Source organism: Desulfuromonas sp. KJ2020 (genome assembly GCF_024197615.1).
GTDB lineage: Bacteria > Desulfobacterota > Desulfuromonadia > Desulfuromonadales > SZUA-540 > SZUA-540.
In genome coordinates this window covers 610151-623717 of record NZ_JAKUKE010000001.1, presented here as the reverse complement: position 1 = coordinate 623717, position 13567 = coordinate 610151, and the positions used below count along the sequence as shown (strand labels likewise).

The following is a 13567-nucleotide window of genomic DNA, read 5'->3' as shown; positions in this document are numbered from 1 at the left end:
TGGCGGGACGGATAGAGCGGATATCTGTCAGAAGGTCAAGCGGCGTTTCGCCGCCGGCGGGTTTTGAAACGGATGTAGAGGGTGGGAACGAGGGCGAGCAGGCCCAGGAGAGCGAGGGAAGCCAGGACGCGGGGGGAGGCGATGTCGCTCACCCGGGTGACAGAGGCCAGGCTGGCGCCGGCGTTGACGTAGACAAAGCCGCCGGGAAGCATCCCCACCAGCGTGCCGAGCATAAAGGTGCGCAGCGGCAGACGGGTAAGCCCGGCCGCCAGGTTGATGAGGAAGAAGGGAAAGACGGGGACGAGGCGCACAAAGAGCAGGTAGCCCAGACCCCGCGCTTCCAGTTCGCGGTTGAGGCCTTCAAGGCGGGTTCCGAAGCGTTCGCTTACCTGCCGGTACCAGAGGGTGCGCACGGCGAGAAAGCAGAGGGTGGCGCCAACGGTCGCGGCGGTGACGGCGGTGACGGTCCCCCACCAGGGGCCGAATATGGCCCCGGCCGACAGGGCGAAAATGATGGCGCCGGGCAGAGAAAGGGCGCTCTGCACGATATAGAGGGCCATGAAGGTGGCGACGATCAGCAGCGGATGCTCCCGGTACACAGCGAGCAGTCGCTGCCGGTTGTCCTGCAGGGTTTCCAGGGTAAGAAAGCGTCCCAGATCCAGGGCGAAAAAGAGGCCGACGAAGAGGGCCGCGACCAGTAGCAGGAGAAGATGTTTGGACTTCATGGGCTCTTCGACAGGATGATGTCGCCATACCAGGCGATGGCGGTGGCGCCGGTATTGTCGGCGTCGGTCATGATGGCCAGCGCTCCGGCCATGGGCGGTTCTTCTCCGAAAAGGCGACGATAGTCGGCCACGAGGTCACGTTGTTCGTCTATCCACTGTCCTGCCTTGGCATCACCGGACTGTACGGCCAGCAGGCGGGCGTTGGCGGTGAAGGCGTTGGGGATGAAGTCGCCCTTGGGCAACCGGTTGGCCCAGACGTAGTTGAGAGCCCTGGTCTGCCAGAAGAAACGGCCGGGAAAGACCACGTAGACTCGGGCGGCATAGTCATCCCCTTTTTTGATACGGGCGTCGCCGCCGGCGACGGGGCTCTCGATTTTCCAGGACCAGCGCAGGTAGCGGTATTCATGGGGGTCGAAGGTGATCTTCCGGACCAGGCCGGAGGCGGTGCCCCGGGCTTTCGCCTGCAGAACCTGGCGACCCTCTTGCTCCACCAGCCGATAATCCGTGTTCCCCTTGAAGGGTTTAACTTCCCAGCCAGTCATCTCTTCAACGGTGAACCGATAGAAGCCGTCTGCCGCCAGAGCCGCACCGGCAACACTAAGCATGAGGAGGAGAGGCCAAAACAGCCGCAGCCAAGGGCGCTTCATAGTGTCCTCCGCAGGCGCAGCCCGAGTCGGTTCAGCCAGCGGACGGCCGAGGGCGGCGCCTTGGTGGTAAAGTCGCCCCCGCCGGTCATCAGATCGGCGACATGGGCGACGGGGCCGGCCTGTTCGAGGGCGTTTGCGCAGGCGGCGCAGGACGTGACCAGCGGGCGTCCCTGGGCCTGGGCGGCGATGAGGCGGGCTTCGCTCACGACCGTGCCGGGTCGTTTGCCCTCCACCATCCCCCCCTGGCCGCAGCAGCGGGTGGTGCGGCCGCTCTCGGGCAACTCCTCGATGTGCCAGCCGGCTTGGCTTACCAGGGTGCGCACTGCCTGCTGCTGGGCGGCGTCAAAGCGGGCCGGACAGGGGTCGTGAATGGCCACCGTCGATGCGGCTTCGCTGGGCGTCGATTCCCCCGCTCCTGCTGCCAGCACTTCGTACACGCTTTTCACCTCGAAAGGTGAATCGGCGTGCCGAAATATTTTACTGCAGCCGGGGCAGGCGGTGAGGACGCGGCGAACGCCCCGAGCCAGCAGACTGTCGGCGAGACGGTTGAACAGAGCCGAGAAGTATTCTTCGCGACCGAGATCGTGGGAAATCTTGCCGCAGCAGTCGAGGACGAGGCCGATGGACGCGTCCTGCTGGCGCAGGCGGCGAAGGAGGTCGCGTACCCCTTCGGGGCGTGAGCCGGGGAGTGAACAGCCGGGAAAGAAGACGGTCGTGCAGCCCGGGGGAATGAGGTGCCGGCGGAAGAGCGGGTGGCTTCCGAGCTTTTCGTAGCGCAGCCAGCCGGCGTAGGCCCTGGCGTCAAAGCCACCGCGCCGTACTAGGGCCTGGCGCATGGCGAGAAAAAGGGCGGAGGGACGCAGCCCTTCCGGGCAGAGGGCGTCGCACTGGCCGCACAGGGAGCAGTCGTAGGCCGTTTCCAGTTGATCCGCTGGCGGTTGTCGTCGGCAGATGGCCGCCGGCGTCCCTTCGCGGCGCAGAAAAGCGCAGGGGGTGACGCAAACCCCACAGGACGTACAAAGGGCGGCCATGTCATTCCACAGCCGCCCCAGATCATCGGGTTGATCCAGACGCATGAAGCCTAGCGGCCTTCCACAAGCAGTTCGTCAAAGGGCCAGTCGGCCATGCCGCCTTCCAGGATGTATAAGCGGTCTTCCGGCACCCCTTTGGAGAGCAGATAGTCGTAGCTGTTCCTGGCGCCGCTTTTTCCCCGCGGACAGACGATCACAACGGGCAGGTCGGAGGACTGGATCACCGGTAGCACCTGATCCAGTCGGGCTTTTTCCTCCGCGGTTTTGGCGGGAAAAGCGTTGGTTTCCAGTGAGCCGCGAATATGCGCCTTGGCAAAGGCCTCTGCGGGTTGGATGTCGACCAGGATCAGGGCGTTATCCTGCTCCAGCAGGTTTTTTACGGCGTCTTCTTCCATCATGTTGGCGGCCAGCGCGGCGCTGGACAGGAGGAGGATGAGCGCGAAGGTCAGGGTGAGGCGTTTGAACATGAGAACACTCCTTTTGTCGATGAGGCAGGTTGGACCAGATTCGTCGTGATATGGAATGTGAGCGACGGCACATCCTGACATGAATGGTATCGTCCGTCAAGAGAAAGTATAGGTATTGACCAATGACACATATCGATAAAACCTATATTAAAAAGCAATAGAGAAGGATAAAGTCTATGCGGCAGGGTCTTTTCGGGGGGCGGGCGATAGGTTTTTTCGAAGTGGATTCCCCCGAACGCTAAAGCACGGTATGAAATGCAACAATTCTTTTAATATAAAATACACCAACCTAGGCGAAAAAGCTGTTGACAATCATGGCGGCCCGGTTTAAATGTGCATATGCACAAAACAACTCAAGGAGGTACGCCATGAAAATCTGTTTTCCGGTAGAGAGTAATGAAGGGATGGAGAGTGTGGTCTTTGGCCATTTCGGTTCGGCCCCCTTGTTCGTGGTCGTCGATACGGAGAGCCGTGCCGTTCAGGCCGTGAACAACGGTGACAAAGATCATGCCCACGGGCAGTGCAAGCCCCTGCGCGCCCTCGGCGGACAGCAGGTAGATGCCATCGTCGTCGGCGGCATTGGCAGCGGTGCTCTCATGGGCCTGAACCGGGTCGGCCTCAAGGTTTTTCAGGCACAGGGGGTGACGGTGGCCGACAACCTCGCCTGTCTGCGCGAAGACAGTCTGCCCGAGTTGACCCTGCAGGGCACCTGCGGCGGCCATGGCCACGGACATGGCTGTGGACACGACCACTAGAATCGATTACAAAAGGTGACGAAATCCATGACTCAGGCAACCTTGTACAAAGCAGAGACGGACAAGAAGCTCCCCCTTTTTGTGGAGGATCTGGCGCTGGCCGCTGGTCGGCGGGGCTTCACCATCCATAATGAAGACAAAATGGCTATGGCGCATACCTTCAGCGCGCATGGTCTGGAGGTGGGCCAGAATTTTGATCTGCACATGATTCAGATCTGCAAACCGACGCGGGCAGCCCAGAGTCTCATGAAAAACCCGGAGCGGGCGGTGCTGATGCCCAAGTTCATCATGACCTTCACCCAAGATGGCAAGACTCAGATCCGCTTTCTCAGTTACGCCCGGGAACTGGTGGCGGCCCTGGTCGAGGATGACGAGTTTTCGACTTCCCTCGATCAGAGCTTTAGGGAAATACGGGAAATACTGGAAGAGGCACGTAAGTAGAGGAAGGAAGAGTGGCAATTCATGTGGAATCTGTTGAACAAGATCAGTAAAAATCTGGTCATCGCCATTCCGGTGATGATGGTCGCCGGTTTCGTCTATGGCCTGCTGGCGGAGGCGGGGCCTCTGAAGGCGTTGATTCTCCCTTTCACCTTTCTCATGGTCTACCCGATGATGGTGACCCTGAAGATCCGCAAGGTGCTTGAGGGAGGGGATACCAAGGCCCAGGTGCTGACCCAGGTGGTCAATTTCGCCATCATCCCTTTTGTGGCCTTCGGTTTTGGCCAGCTGTTCTTTCCGAACAGCCCCTACCTGGCCCTCGGTCTGCTGCTGGCGGCTCTGGTGCCGACGAGCGGCATGACCATCTCCTGGACCGGTCTGGCCAAGGGGAATTTGGCCGCGGCCGTGAAGATGACGGTGGTCGGGCTGATCGTCGGTTCCCTGGCCACGCCTTTTTACGTGCGCGGCCTCATGGGAGCGCAGGTCGAGGTCGAACTGCTGAGTATTCTCAAGCAGATTGGGCTTATGGTCTTTCTGCCCATGATCGCCGGTTATTTCACCCAGCGCGCCCTCGTCCGGCGTTACGGCCAGGAGCGTTTTCAGACCACCTGGGCACCGCTCTTCCCGTCCCTGTCGGTGCTGGGCGTGCTGGGGATCGTCTTTATCGCCCTGGCCCTCAAGGCCAGGGCGGTGGCGGCCCACCCCGAACAGTTGGTGGCGATCTTTATCCCTTTGCTGCTGCTGTACCTGTTCAATTATGTGCTCAGCACGGTGGTCGGGAAGATGCTGCTCCCCCGTGAAGATGCCATCGCCATGGTCTATGGCACGGTCATGCGCAACCTCTCCATCGCCTTGGCCGTCGCCATCAACGCCTTTGGGACGGCGGGTTCCGAGGCGGCTCTGGTGATCAGTCTGGCCTATGTGGTGCAGGTTAAATCGGCCGCCTGGTACGTCAAATATACCGACCGGGTGTTCGGCCCGGCCGCCTCACCGGGGCAGCCGCAAAAGTGTGCCGGCTAAGGGGAAGGACACCGCATGTCGCCACGGAGCAAAAAACCGCGCCACTGCAGCTGCCCTTTTCAGGGTGAAACAAGTCAGGTATTCAAGCCCGCCGGCATCCCGCTGAAGGAGTTGGTGCGGTTGCGTCTTCACCACGACGAACTGGAAGCTCTGCATCTCTGCGACGGGCTCGGTCTGACGCAGGAGGATGCCGGAGGACGCATGGGTATCTCTCGCGGCACCGTTCAGCGACTGGTGGCGAGCGCCCGCCGCAAAACGGCCCAGGCCCTGATCGAAGGCTATGCCCTGGTTGTTGGTGAAGAGCCTGCAGAGGAAGAATCACCTTAATTGGCGGCCATCATGGGAAAAGGTTGGAGAGCCGGAATATGTATACCGAAGCAGTGCTGGATCATTTCAACAATCCGCGCAATGTGGGGATTATCGACGACCCCACCGTGCTGGTGCAGGTGGGCGACCCCGGGTGTGGGGACTCGCTGCTGCTGACACTCAAAATCGAGGACGACCGCCTGGTCGATATCCGCTACAAGATCTATGGCTGCGGGGCGGCTATCGCCACCTCGTCCATGGGGAGCGAACTGGTCAAGGGGAAAACCCTGAGCGAAGCCCTGGCGGTCGGGGATGCCGATGTCATCGCCGCTCTCGGCGGCCTGCCCGAGGAGAAGGAGCACTGTTCCAACCTGATCGCCAGCGCCCTGCAGGCCGGCATCCGCCAGTATCTGGACTCCCTGCGGCAGGAAGAGGCGAAATAAAGCGGCTCAGGACGACAGATAACGGCCGATGCCTTCAGCCAGAGGGGTCGGCTTGATCCCGAAGGTCTTCGCCCAGGGTTCAGGGTCGCAGACGTTGCCCTCAAGCATCATAGTCAACTGGTTGCGGGTGAGAGGGAACCAGGAAAAGCCGTCCAGCAGGCCGACCACGGGCTTCATGAGGCAGAGGGGATGGTGGAGCTTGGTCACGGACGTTTTGCCGAGAGCCCGCCCGATCTCGTCGAGAATCTCATCGTAGGTAAGGGCCTGGGGACCGCAGCAATGGTAGACCTGGCCGCTGGCTTCCTGGAGCTTGAGACTTTTGATGAAGCCCTTGGCCACATCCTCGACGGCGACGGGGGACATGCGGTAGGCGCCGTCGCCGATGACGGGCATGACGGGGAGCTTGTGCATCATATCGGCAAGCATGTTGATGAACTGGTCGCCGGGACCAAAGATGACCGAGGGGCGGAAGATGGTCCAGTCGAGGTCGGAATCCCGCACCAGTTCTTCGGCCGCCCATTTGCTTTGGTGGTAGTCGCTGGTCGCCCCCTCTCGCGTACCGTTGGAACTCATATGCACGAAACGTCCGACGCCCTGTTCACTGGCCGCCTGTAAGATATGGCGGGTCGCTTCGACGTGCAGTTTTTTGAAAGTGATTCCCTTGTGGGGAAATTCGCGAATGATGCCGATGAGGTGGATTACCCCTTCACAGCCTTTTAAGGCGTCCACCAGGGTTTCCGGTTGGCTGGCGTCGCCGTGCCGGATTTCCACGCCCTTCAGAATCTCCATCTTGTGTTCCGACCCCGGCCTGACCAGACAGCGAGCCGTGTGTCCGGCCGCGGTCAGCTGGCGGATGATCTCGGAGCCGACAAATCCCGTTGCTCCGGTGACGAATACTTTCATGAAAATCTCCCTCTTTTAGATCACTCCGGGCTGAAATCAGCCTTTGATGACGACGACAGGCCGCAACCGGGCCACGATTTTACCGATCCCCGCCTGCTGCACCACATCGACCACTTCCATGACATCCTTGTAGGCCTCCGGAATCTCTTCGGCCACGGTAGCCCGCCCGGCGGCCCGAATGACGATACCCTGCCTGGCCAGTTCCGCCTCGATGTTGCGGCCGTGGGCGGCACGTTTGGCGGCATGCCGGGACATAACGCGGCCGGCCCCGTGGCAGGTCGAGCCGAAGGTCTCTTCATAGCCTGCCTGTGTTCCCACCAGAACATAGGAATAGCGACCCATGTCGCCGGGTATCAGCACGGGCTGACCAATCTGCCGGTAGAGCGCCGGGGTGTCGGGGTGGCCGGGAGGAAAGGCACGGGTGGCCCCCTTGCGGTGTACGCACAGGGTCATCTCCCGGCCCTTGACGGGATGCTTCTCCCACTTGGCGATGTTGTGGCAGACATCATAGATAACGGAGAGGCGCAAGTCTCCCGGTCCCTTGCCCGTCACCTGCTCGAAAGATTCCCGCACCCAGGCGGTAATCAGCTGCCGGTTGGCGAAGGCGAAGTTGGCGGCGCAGGCCATGGCGGCCAGATACTGCTTGCCTTCCGGGCTGGACAGCGGGGCACAGCAGAGCTGGCGGTCGGGGAGGTGGATGCCGTATTTCTGGCTGGCCTTCTGCATGAGGCGCAGGTAGTCGTCGCACACCTGGTAGCCGAGCCCCCGGCTGCCCGTGTGGATGGTGACGGTCATCTGCCCCGGAAAGAGGCCCAGAGCTTCCGCCGCGGCCGGATCCTCTATCCTTTCCACCTCCTGCACCTCGAGAAAGTGATTACCGCTGCCCAAAGTGCCGAGCTGGGCACGGCCGCGTTCGAGGGCCCGTTCGGAGAGCAGTTCGGGGTCGGCGCCGGCAAGGGTGCCGCCCTCTTCGATATGGAGCAGATCCTCTTCACTGCCGTAGCCGTGCTCCACGGCCCAGCGGGCCCCCTGGCGCAGGACCTTGAGCTCCTGGGATGAACTGAGTTTGAGATCCTGGCGGCAGGAGCCGACCCCGGAGGGGATGTTGCGAAAGAGCGTGTCGGCCAGCTTCTGGGCGACGGGCCGGATTTCCGCCACGCTCAGGCCACTGCGCAACAGGCGTACGCCGCAGTTGATGTCGTAGCCGACCCCGCCGGGAGAAACGACCCCCTCGTCCGCCGAAAAGGCGGCGACGCCGCCGATAGGAAAGCCGTAGCCCCAGTGAATGTCCGGCATGGCGATGGAGGGGCCGACGATGCCGGGTAGGGTGGCGACGTTGCGTACCTGTTCGAGGGCCTGCTCCTGGCGCAGGAAATTGATCATCTTCTCGCTGGCGAAGACCAGCCCGTCGGTACGCATGTCTCCTTCCCGGGGAATGCGCCAGCGGCAGGCATCGATTCGCTCGATCTTAACGCTCATCTTTCCATCTCTCACAGGTCGACGTAGACCCGAGCCAGCCAGCCCGCAGCCTGGCGGCGAACCTCGAGCTGGTGATAGGTGACGGCCTTGACCTCCCTTTCCGCCTGCACACGCTCCTCATCAAAGTGAAAGCCCCGTACCTTGCCCCGCAGGTGATGGTTCTGGATGGGGTCGAGGGTGAATTGGCAGGGAAGGAAATGCTCCATCTCGACCAAGTAGAGAATCTCATTGAGCCAGCGAACCAGCAGGTCGGCGAGATCGCTGCCGTCCAGTTCGATGAAGCGGTCCCTCAGCGCCGGACCGCTGGTATTGCCGAAAATAATAGCAATGAGCCCTTTGGCGGCCTGCGCGTAGAGGTCCTCCAGGGTCGCGGCGGTCGCCTCGATGCCCATGTCGGCCGTATGTTCCAAGAGACGGTAAGAAGACATGCTCATCCTTGACCATCAGCTGGCCGCGAAGGGCAAAGAAGGATCGGGGAGAAGAGGACGCGGTTCCTTCGCGCGGTTCTGTTGATCACGCCTTTATGCTTCGCGCTCCCAGGTGACGCGGCATCTGGCGTGGTCTTCCGTCCAAGAAACGTTGATTTCACCCTGGTGGGCTTTGTGCAGGGCTCTTCCCAGATGTTCCGCCAGCTTCTCTTCGGTGGTCTCCACAACCAGGGCGTCGTCCTGTCGGCTGATCTGGATGATACGCTCCAGGGGATTTTTGGCCATGGCCCTGGTTTCTTCATTCTTGAGAATGTTGCGGATTTCCTCTTCATGCTCCCAGAGGTACCCTCCACGCAGGGTCACGACGCCTTCCGCGTACTTCTGCTCGATTTTCTGACAGGCCGGGCAGGTGACCCAGTGCGAGCCGGAGTCCTTGCTGGCTGTTTCGTAGAAGTCGGGATCAAAGGTCCACCGCTTGTTTTTATACACGGCCTTACAGCCATTGCAGAGCGATGGTTCCTTGCGCCCCTCTTCGGGGATATAAGGATCCGAACTGGTTTTGACCCTGCCGCGTTTATCACTGATGCCGAATTTTCCTACATCTTTTTGCATGTTCGCTCCCCCTTTCTGCCACGTTTGTGAAAGCTGAAATCAGTATAACAGCAAAGGCTATCTTGTATAGATGGGCGCAGTTGCCAACCTGTCCGGCGAGGTGCCCCTAAATGGGAAAAATAACCATTTAAGATCAACGGCTTAATGGAAATCTCGAAAAGGGGAGACAATGTGTTCGGTGAAAGCTTGACATGAAGGTCAGGCCGCTATAATGGAAGGGTTAGGATTAAAAGGTGCTGGCTGTTGTTTGAGGCTTGGGGTGATGCGAACGCTGCTTTTTTTACCTTGAATCGAGGAGGCTGGGCTGATGAAAGAAGACTTTCCCGCTGAAGCCGTTGTGCTGCCTGAAAAGATCCTGCAGAAATGGGAGACGCGCGGCGTCAGCCGTCGTGATTTTATCAAATTCTGCACGGGGATGACGGCTACGCTGGCGTTGCCGCTGTCTTTTGTTCCCCGGGTGGCCGAGGCCCTGGAAGATCTGCGGGTGCCGGTGATCTGGGTGGAGTTCCAAGGCTGCACGGGGGATACGGAGGCCCTGCTGCGAGCCAATCAGCCAACCGTAGCGGAGATCCTGCTCGATCTGCTCTCCGTGGAATACCATGAAACGATCATGGCGGCCGCGGGCCAGCAGGCGGAGGAAGCCAAGCACCAGGCCATGGATAAATACAAAGGCCAGTATATCGCCGTGGTCGAAGGCTCCATCCCCGCCGGAGATGGCGGCGTCTACTGTACCATCGCCGGCGACAGTGCCCTGAATATTGCTCGCAAGGTGTGCGGTAATGCCGCCGCCACCATCGCCGTGGGCAACTGCGCCACCTTTGGCGGACTGCCGGCCGCTGCCCCCAACCCCACCGGCGCCATCTCGGTGCAGGAGGCCGTCCCCGGCGCCACGGTCCTCAACCTGCCAGGCTGCCCCCTGAATGTCGACAACCTCACCGCCACCATCGTCCATTTCCTCACCTTCAACCGCCTGCCGGCCACCGACCGCCTCGGCCGCCCCCTCTTTGCCTATGGCAAACGCATTCACGACAACTGCGAGCGCCGCAGCCATTTCGATGCCGGCCAGTACGCCGAGGCCTTCGGCGACGAGGGGCATCGGAAGGGATTCTGTCTCTACAAGCTCGGGTGCAAGGGACCCGAGACGTTTCATAACTGCCCGACGATTCGCTACAACGAAGGCACCAGCTGGCCGGTCATGGCCGGTCACGGGTGCATCGGCTGTGCCGAGCCCGGTTTCTGGGATACCATGACCCCCTTCTACCGTCGTTTGCCGCAGGTGCCGGGTTTCGGGGTCGAAGTGACCGCCGATCAGATCGGCGTCGGCCTGGCGGTAGGGACGGCGGCGGCCTTTGCCGCCCATGGCGTGGCCAGCGCGTTCCGCAAGGGGCATGCCTTCAAATCGGACAACCTCGTGCAAAAGGACAAGGAGGAGTAGGCCATGGCCAAGAAGATCGTCGTCGATCCGATCACCCGCATCGAAGGGCACCTGCGCATCGAGGCCCAACTGGAGGATGGCCGTATCGCCAATGCCTGGAGCTCCTCCACGGCCTTTCGCGGCATCGAGACCATCCTCAAGGGGCGGGACCCGCGGGACGCACACCATTTTACCCAGCGCTTTTGCGGCGTCTGCACCACGGTGCATTCCATGGCCAGCATCCGCTGCGTGGAAGATGCCCTGGGGATTCAGATCCCCGATAACGCTCGCCTCATCCGCAACCTGATCATGGGTATCCAGAACATCCAGGATCACGTGATCCATTTTTATCACCTGCATGCCCTCGACTGGGTCGATATTACCGGCGCCCTGAAGGCCGACCCGGCCGCGACCGCCAAGCTGGCCCAATCCCTCTCCGATTGGCCGGTATCGGGAACGGCCTACTTCAAAGCGATCCAGGAGCGCATCGCCGCTTTCGTCGGCACCGGCCGCCTGGGGCCCTTCGCCAATGCCTACTGGGGCCACAGCGCCTACCGGCTGCCGCCTGAAGCCAACCTCATGGCGGTGGCCCACTATCTGGAAGCGCTGGAATGGCAGAAGGACATCATCAAGATCCACGCCATTCTCGGCTCGAAAAACCCCCATCCGCAGACTTTCCTGGTGGGAGGCATGTCCATCCCCGTCGATCCCGACAGCCAGAACGCTCTCAACGCCGACAAGATCGCCTTCATCCGCAAGCTGCTGCGCAAGGCCCGGACTTTCGTCGAACAGGTCTACATCCCCGATCTGCTGGCCGTCGCCTCTTTTTACAAGGATTGGGCCGGCATTGGCGGCGGCGTGGGCAACTTTCTCACCTACGGCGATTTCCCCCTGGACAACAGCGGCAGCGTCGAGGCCAACTGGTTCCCGCGCGGCGTCGTGCTGGGCAAAGACCTGGCCAATGTGCTGGAGATGGACCAGGCCAAGATCGCCGAATACGTCACCCATAGCTGGTACAGTTACCAGGCTGGTGACGACAAGGGGCTGCACCCCTACGACGGGGAAACCGCGCACAAGTACACGGGGCCCAAACCGCCCTACGATTTTCTCGACACCGAGGCCAAATATTCCTGGGTCAAGGCCCCCCGCTATCTCGATCAGCCCATGGAGGTCGGCCCGCTGGCGCGTATGGTCATCGCCTACGCCAAGGGACATCCCGAGGTGAAGCAGGTGGTCGATTTTGTCCTCGGCAAGCTGAATGTGGGGCCGGAGGCGCTCTTTTCGACCCTGGGCCGCACCGCCGCCCGCGGGATCGAGACCCTGCTGCTGGCCCAGAAGAACGAGACCTGGCTCGACCAGCTCGCCGACAACATGGGGCGGGGTATCCTCGAGGTGCACAGCGGCGAGAAATGGGACCCCTCGACCTGGCCGAAAGAGGCGGCGGGCTTCGGTTACCATGAGGCGCCCCGCGGCGCCCTGGGGCACTGGATCCGTATCGAAAACGGCGCCATCGCCAACTTCCAGGCCGTGGTGCCTTCCACCTGGAACGCCGGACCGCGCGATCCGCTCGGGCAGATGGGACCCTACGAGGCGGCCCTGGTCGGCACGCCTATCGCCAACCCGGAGCAGCCGCTGGAAATCCTGCGCACCATTCACTCCTTCGATCCCTGCCTGGCCTGCGCGGTGCACCTGCTCGACGGGAGCGGCAGCGAGATCGTCAAGGTGAAAGTTCTCTGACAAGGAGGCCCGCTCATGATCCGCATCCTTTATGTTTGGGAGTTGCCGGTTCGGTTGACGCACTGGATCAACGCGGTGTCCGTGGTGGTTCTATCCGTCACCGGCATCTACATCGGTCATCCGTTTGTCGGTGCCCACACGACATCCGCCTATATCATGGGTTGGATGCGTTTTATCCATTTTGTCTTCGCCTATCTCTTTGCCTTCTCCGTGCTGGCCCGCATGATCTGGTTTTTCCTGGGCAACGAATGGTCGTCCTGGCGCATGTTTCTGCCCCTGGTCACCCGCAAGGGGCAGAAGAACGGCCTCGAATTTTTCCGCTACTACACCTTCACCGGTTCGCGCATCCCCTACGAAATTGGCCACAATGCCCTGGCCACTCTGGCCTACGCCGGCGTTTTCGTCCTTTTTGTTGTGCAGATTATCAGCGGCTTCGCGCTCTACGGACAGTATGCGCCCGGCGGTCTCTACGATTCCCTGTTCGGGTGGGTCTGGCTGCTGATCGACAATCAGTCTCTGCGCCTCGTTCATCATCTGGTGATGTGGCTGCTGGCCGGTTTCGTCATCAATCATATCTACAGTGCCTGGCTCATGGACATGAAGGAAATGAACGGCACCATGAGCAGCATCTTCGGCGGCTACAAGTACATTGACCGGGGAGAGCTTTGAGGTGGGTATTCTGGTGATGGGCCTGGGCAACCTGCTGATGGGGGACGATGCCCTGGGCGTGCATGTGGTGCGGCGGCTGCAGGAGCGCTATGTCTTTCCGCAGGAGGTTCGGTTGGTCGATGGCGGGACTCTGGGTCTCGACCTGCTCCCCCAGCTCGAAGGGGTGGAACGCCTGCTGATTGTGGATGCCCTTGACATGCAGACGGCGGCCGGAACGATCGTGCGCCTGACCGGCGAGGAGGTGCCGCGTGCCTTTGCCGGCAAACTGTCCGTGCATCAGATGGGATTGCAGGATCTGCTCGCCGTGGCGGAACTGCAGGGACATCTGCCGCCCGAGGTCGTGGTCTGGGGGGTGCAGGTCGCCGCAATCGAGCCGGGGCTCGAGCTGAGTCCCGCGGTCGGCCGGGCCCTGGAGCAGGTGGTGGATGCCGTAGCCGACGAGCTGGCTACCTGGGGAGTCTCTCTGGCCGCCGCCTGAAAGTGGAAAGGATGT

Annotated in this window: 17 protein-coding genes; 9 read left to right on the top strand and 8 right to left on the bottom strand. The window is 61.3% G+C overall.

Features of this window, described 5'->3' with window-relative positions:
• Nucleotides 1-35: 35 nt before the first annotated feature.
• From MJO47_RS02850 to MJO47_RS02835, 4 genes are read right to left on the bottom strand one after another with little or no spacing between them, the layout of a single operon-like run.
• Nucleotides 36-725: a TVP38/TMEM64 family protein gene (locus MJO47_RS02850; protein WP_253959606.1), complete on the bottom strand. Its 690-nt coding sequence runs from the start codon at nucleotides 723-725 to the stop codon at nucleotides 36-38.
• On the bottom strand, nucleotides 722-1372 hold the full coding sequence (locus MJO47_RS02845) for a DUF3047 domain-containing protein (protein WP_253959605.1): 651 nt from the start codon (nucleotides 1370-1372) through the stop codon (nucleotides 722-724). The genes MJO47_RS02850 and MJO47_RS02845 overlap by 4 nt, the downstream gene beginning before the upstream one ends.
• A complete protein-coding gene (locus tag MJO47_RS02840; RefSeq protein ID WP_253959604.1) occupies nucleotides 1369-2448 on the bottom strand; it encodes a (Fe-S)-binding protein in 1080 nt (359 codons plus the stop codon). Before MJO47_RS02840 ends, MJO47_RS02845 begins: the two co-directional genes overlap by 4 nt.
• A 5-nt stretch (nucleotides 2449-2453) precedes the next feature.
• Nucleotides 2454-2870 (bottom strand): rhodanese-like domain-containing protein, encoded by a 417-nt coding sequence (locus MJO47_RS02835; RefSeq protein ID WP_253959603.1) that lies wholly within the window; start codon nucleotides 2868-2870, stop codon nucleotides 2454-2456.
• A gap of 368 nt (nucleotides 2871-3238) precedes the next feature.
• Between MJO47_RS02835 and MJO47_RS02830 the strand changes: the two genes are divergently transcribed.
• The 5 genes from MJO47_RS02830 to MJO47_RS02810 are packed head-to-tail and all read left to right on the top strand — an operon-like array spanning nucleotide 3239 to nucleotide 5832.
• The gene (locus tag MJO47_RS02830) at nucleotides 3239-3625 is read left to right on the top strand and encodes a NifB/NifX family molybdenum-iron cluster-binding protein (protein ID WP_253959602.1); all 387 of its coding nucleotides are present in this window, start codon (nucleotides 3239-3241) and stop codon (nucleotides 3623-3625) included.
• A gap of 27 nt (nucleotides 3626-3652) precedes the next feature.
• Complete coding sequence (locus MJO47_RS02825; RefSeq protein ID WP_253959601.1) at nucleotides 3653-4066, top strand: DUF302 domain-containing protein; 414 nt, start codon at nucleotides 3653-3655, stop codon at nucleotides 4064-4066.
• 21 nt (nucleotides 4067-4087) lie between these two features.
• Entirely contained in the window at nucleotides 4088-5083 is a 996-nt protein-coding gene (locus tag MJO47_RS02820; RefSeq protein WP_253959600.1) for an arsenic resistance protein, read from the top strand.
• Between the two features lie 15 nt (nucleotides 5084-5098).
• The gene (locus MJO47_RS02815; protein WP_253959599.1) at nucleotides 5099-5410 is read left to right on the top strand and encodes a DUF134 domain-containing protein; all 312 of its coding nucleotides are present in this window, start codon (nucleotides 5099-5101) and stop codon (nucleotides 5408-5410) included.
• A gap of 38 nt (nucleotides 5411-5448) precedes the next feature.
• Complete coding sequence (locus MJO47_RS02810; protein WP_253959598.1) at nucleotides 5449-5832, top strand: iron-sulfur cluster assembly scaffold protein; 384 nt, start codon at nucleotides 5449-5451, stop codon at nucleotides 5830-5832.
• Between the two features lie 6 nt (nucleotides 5833-5838).
• Here the strand turns inward: MJO47_RS02810 and MJO47_RS02805 are convergent, their stop codons facing one another.
• The 4 genes from MJO47_RS02805 to MJO47_RS02790 form a co-directional block, all read right to left on the bottom strand.
• Nucleotides 5839-6735: a complex I NDUFA9 subunit family protein gene (locus MJO47_RS02805; RefSeq protein ID WP_253959597.1), complete on the bottom strand. Its 897-nt coding sequence runs from the start codon at nucleotides 6733-6735 to the stop codon at nucleotides 5839-5841.
• A gap of 36 nt (nucleotides 6736-6771) precedes the next feature.
• On the bottom strand, nucleotides 6772-8214 hold the full coding sequence (locus MJO47_RS02800; protein WP_253959596.1) for an RtcB family protein: 1443 nt from the start codon (nucleotides 8212-8214) through the stop codon (nucleotides 6772-6774).
• Nucleotides 8215-8225: 11 nt separating this feature from the next.
• Nucleotides 8226-8642, bottom strand: a complete 417-nt coding sequence (locus MJO47_RS02795; protein WP_253959595.1) for an archease — start codon at nucleotides 8640-8642, stop codon at nucleotides 8226-8228.
• Nucleotides 8643-8735: 93 nt separating this feature from the next.
• Complete coding sequence (locus tag MJO47_RS02790; protein ID WP_253959594.1) at nucleotides 8736-9254, bottom strand: BCAM0308 family protein; 519 nt, start codon at nucleotides 9252-9254, stop codon at nucleotides 8736-8738.
• 307 nt (nucleotides 9255-9561) lie between these two features.
• Between MJO47_RS02790 and MJO47_RS02785 the strand changes: the two genes are divergently transcribed.
• From MJO47_RS02785 to MJO47_RS02770, 4 genes are read left to right on the top strand one after another with little or no spacing between them, the layout of a single operon-like run.
• Nucleotides 9562-10689, top strand: a complete 1128-nt coding sequence (locus MJO47_RS02785; RefSeq protein WP_253959593.1) for a hydrogenase small subunit — start codon at nucleotides 9562-9564, stop codon at nucleotides 10687-10689.
• Nucleotides 10690-10692: 3 nt separating this feature from the next.
• Nucleotides 10693-12405: a nickel-dependent hydrogenase large subunit gene (locus tag MJO47_RS02780; protein WP_253959592.1), complete on the top strand. Its 1713-nt coding sequence runs from the start codon at nucleotides 10693-10695 to the stop codon at nucleotides 12403-12405.
• A gap of 15 nt (nucleotides 12406-12420) precedes the next feature.
• The gene (gene cybH / locus MJO47_RS02775) at nucleotides 12421-13074 is read left to right on the top strand and encodes a Ni/Fe-hydrogenase, b-type cytochrome subunit (RefSeq protein WP_253959591.1); all 654 of its coding nucleotides are present in this window, start codon (nucleotides 12421-12423) and stop codon (nucleotides 13072-13074) included.
• Nucleotide 13075: 1 nt separating this feature from the next.
• On the top strand, nucleotides 13076-13552 hold the full coding sequence (locus tag MJO47_RS02770; protein WP_253959590.1) for a HyaD/HybD family hydrogenase maturation endopeptidase: 477 nt from the start codon (nucleotides 13076-13078) through the stop codon (nucleotides 13550-13552).
• Nucleotides 13553-13567: the final 15 nt, after the last annotated feature.

What these genes read in the sequence shown, in the direction of transcription:
- MJO47_RS02795 (WP_253959595.1), bottom strand. Translation starts at nt 8,642, where the DNA reads ATGTCTTCTTACCGTCTCTTGGAACATACGGCCGACATGGGCATCGAG.
- MJO47_RS02835 (WP_253959603.1), bottom strand. Translation starts at nt 2,870, where the DNA reads ATGTTCAAACGCCTCACCCTGACCTTCGCGCTCATCCTCCTCCTGTCC.
- MJO47_RS02800 (WP_253959596.1), bottom strand. Translation starts at nt 8,214, where the DNA reads ATGAGCGTTAAGATCGAGCGAATCGATGCCTGCCGCTGGCGCATTCCC.
- MJO47_RS02780 (WP_253959592.1), top strand. Translation starts at nt 10,693, where the DNA reads ATGGCCAAGAAGATCGTCGTCGATCCGATCACCCGCATCGAAGGGCAC.
- cybH (WP_253959591.1), top strand. Translation starts at nt 12,421, where the DNA reads ATGATCCGCATCCTTTATGTTTGGGAGTTGCCGGTTCGGTTGACGCAC.
- MJO47_RS02790 (WP_253959594.1), bottom strand. Translation starts at nt 9,254, where the DNA reads ATGCAAAAAGATGTAGGAAAATTCGGCATCAGTGATAAACGCGGCAGG.
- MJO47_RS02840 (WP_253959604.1), bottom strand. Translation starts at nt 2,448, where the DNA reads ATGCGTCTGGATCAACCCGATGATCTGGGGCGGCTGTGGAATGACATG.
- MJO47_RS02820 (WP_253959600.1), top strand. Translation starts at nt 4,088, where the DNA reads ATGTGGAATCTGTTGAACAAGATCAGTAAAAATCTGGTCATCGCCATT.
- MJO47_RS02805 (WP_253959597.1), bottom strand. Translation starts at nt 6,735, where the DNA reads ATGAAAGTATTCGTCACCGGAGCAACGGGATTTGTCGGCTCCGAGATC.
- MJO47_RS02850 (WP_253959606.1), bottom strand. Translation starts at nt 725, where the DNA reads ATGAAGTCCAAACATCTTCTCCTGCTACTGGTCGCGGCCCTCTTCGTC.
- MJO47_RS02815 (WP_253959599.1), top strand. Translation starts at nt 5,099, where the DNA reads ATGTCGCCACGGAGCAAAAAACCGCGCCACTGCAGCTGCCCTTTTCAG.
- MJO47_RS02845 (WP_253959605.1), bottom strand. Translation starts at nt 1,372, where the DNA reads ATGAAGCGCCCTTGGCTGCGGCTGTTTTGGCCTCTCCTCCTCATGCTT.
- MJO47_RS02830 (WP_253959602.1), top strand. Translation starts at nt 3,239, where the DNA reads ATGAAAATCTGTTTTCCGGTAGAGAGTAATGAAGGGATGGAGAGTGTG.
- MJO47_RS02785 (WP_253959593.1), top strand. Translation starts at nt 9,562, where the DNA reads ATGAAAGAAGACTTTCCCGCTGAAGCCGTTGTGCTGCCTGAAAAGATC.
- MJO47_RS02825 (WP_253959601.1), top strand. Translation starts at nt 3,653, where the DNA reads ATGACTCAGGCAACCTTGTACAAAGCAGAGACGGACAAGAAGCTCCCC.
- MJO47_RS02810 (WP_253959598.1), top strand. Translation starts at nt 5,449, where the DNA reads ATGTATACCGAAGCAGTGCTGGATCATTTCAACAATCCGCGCAATGTG.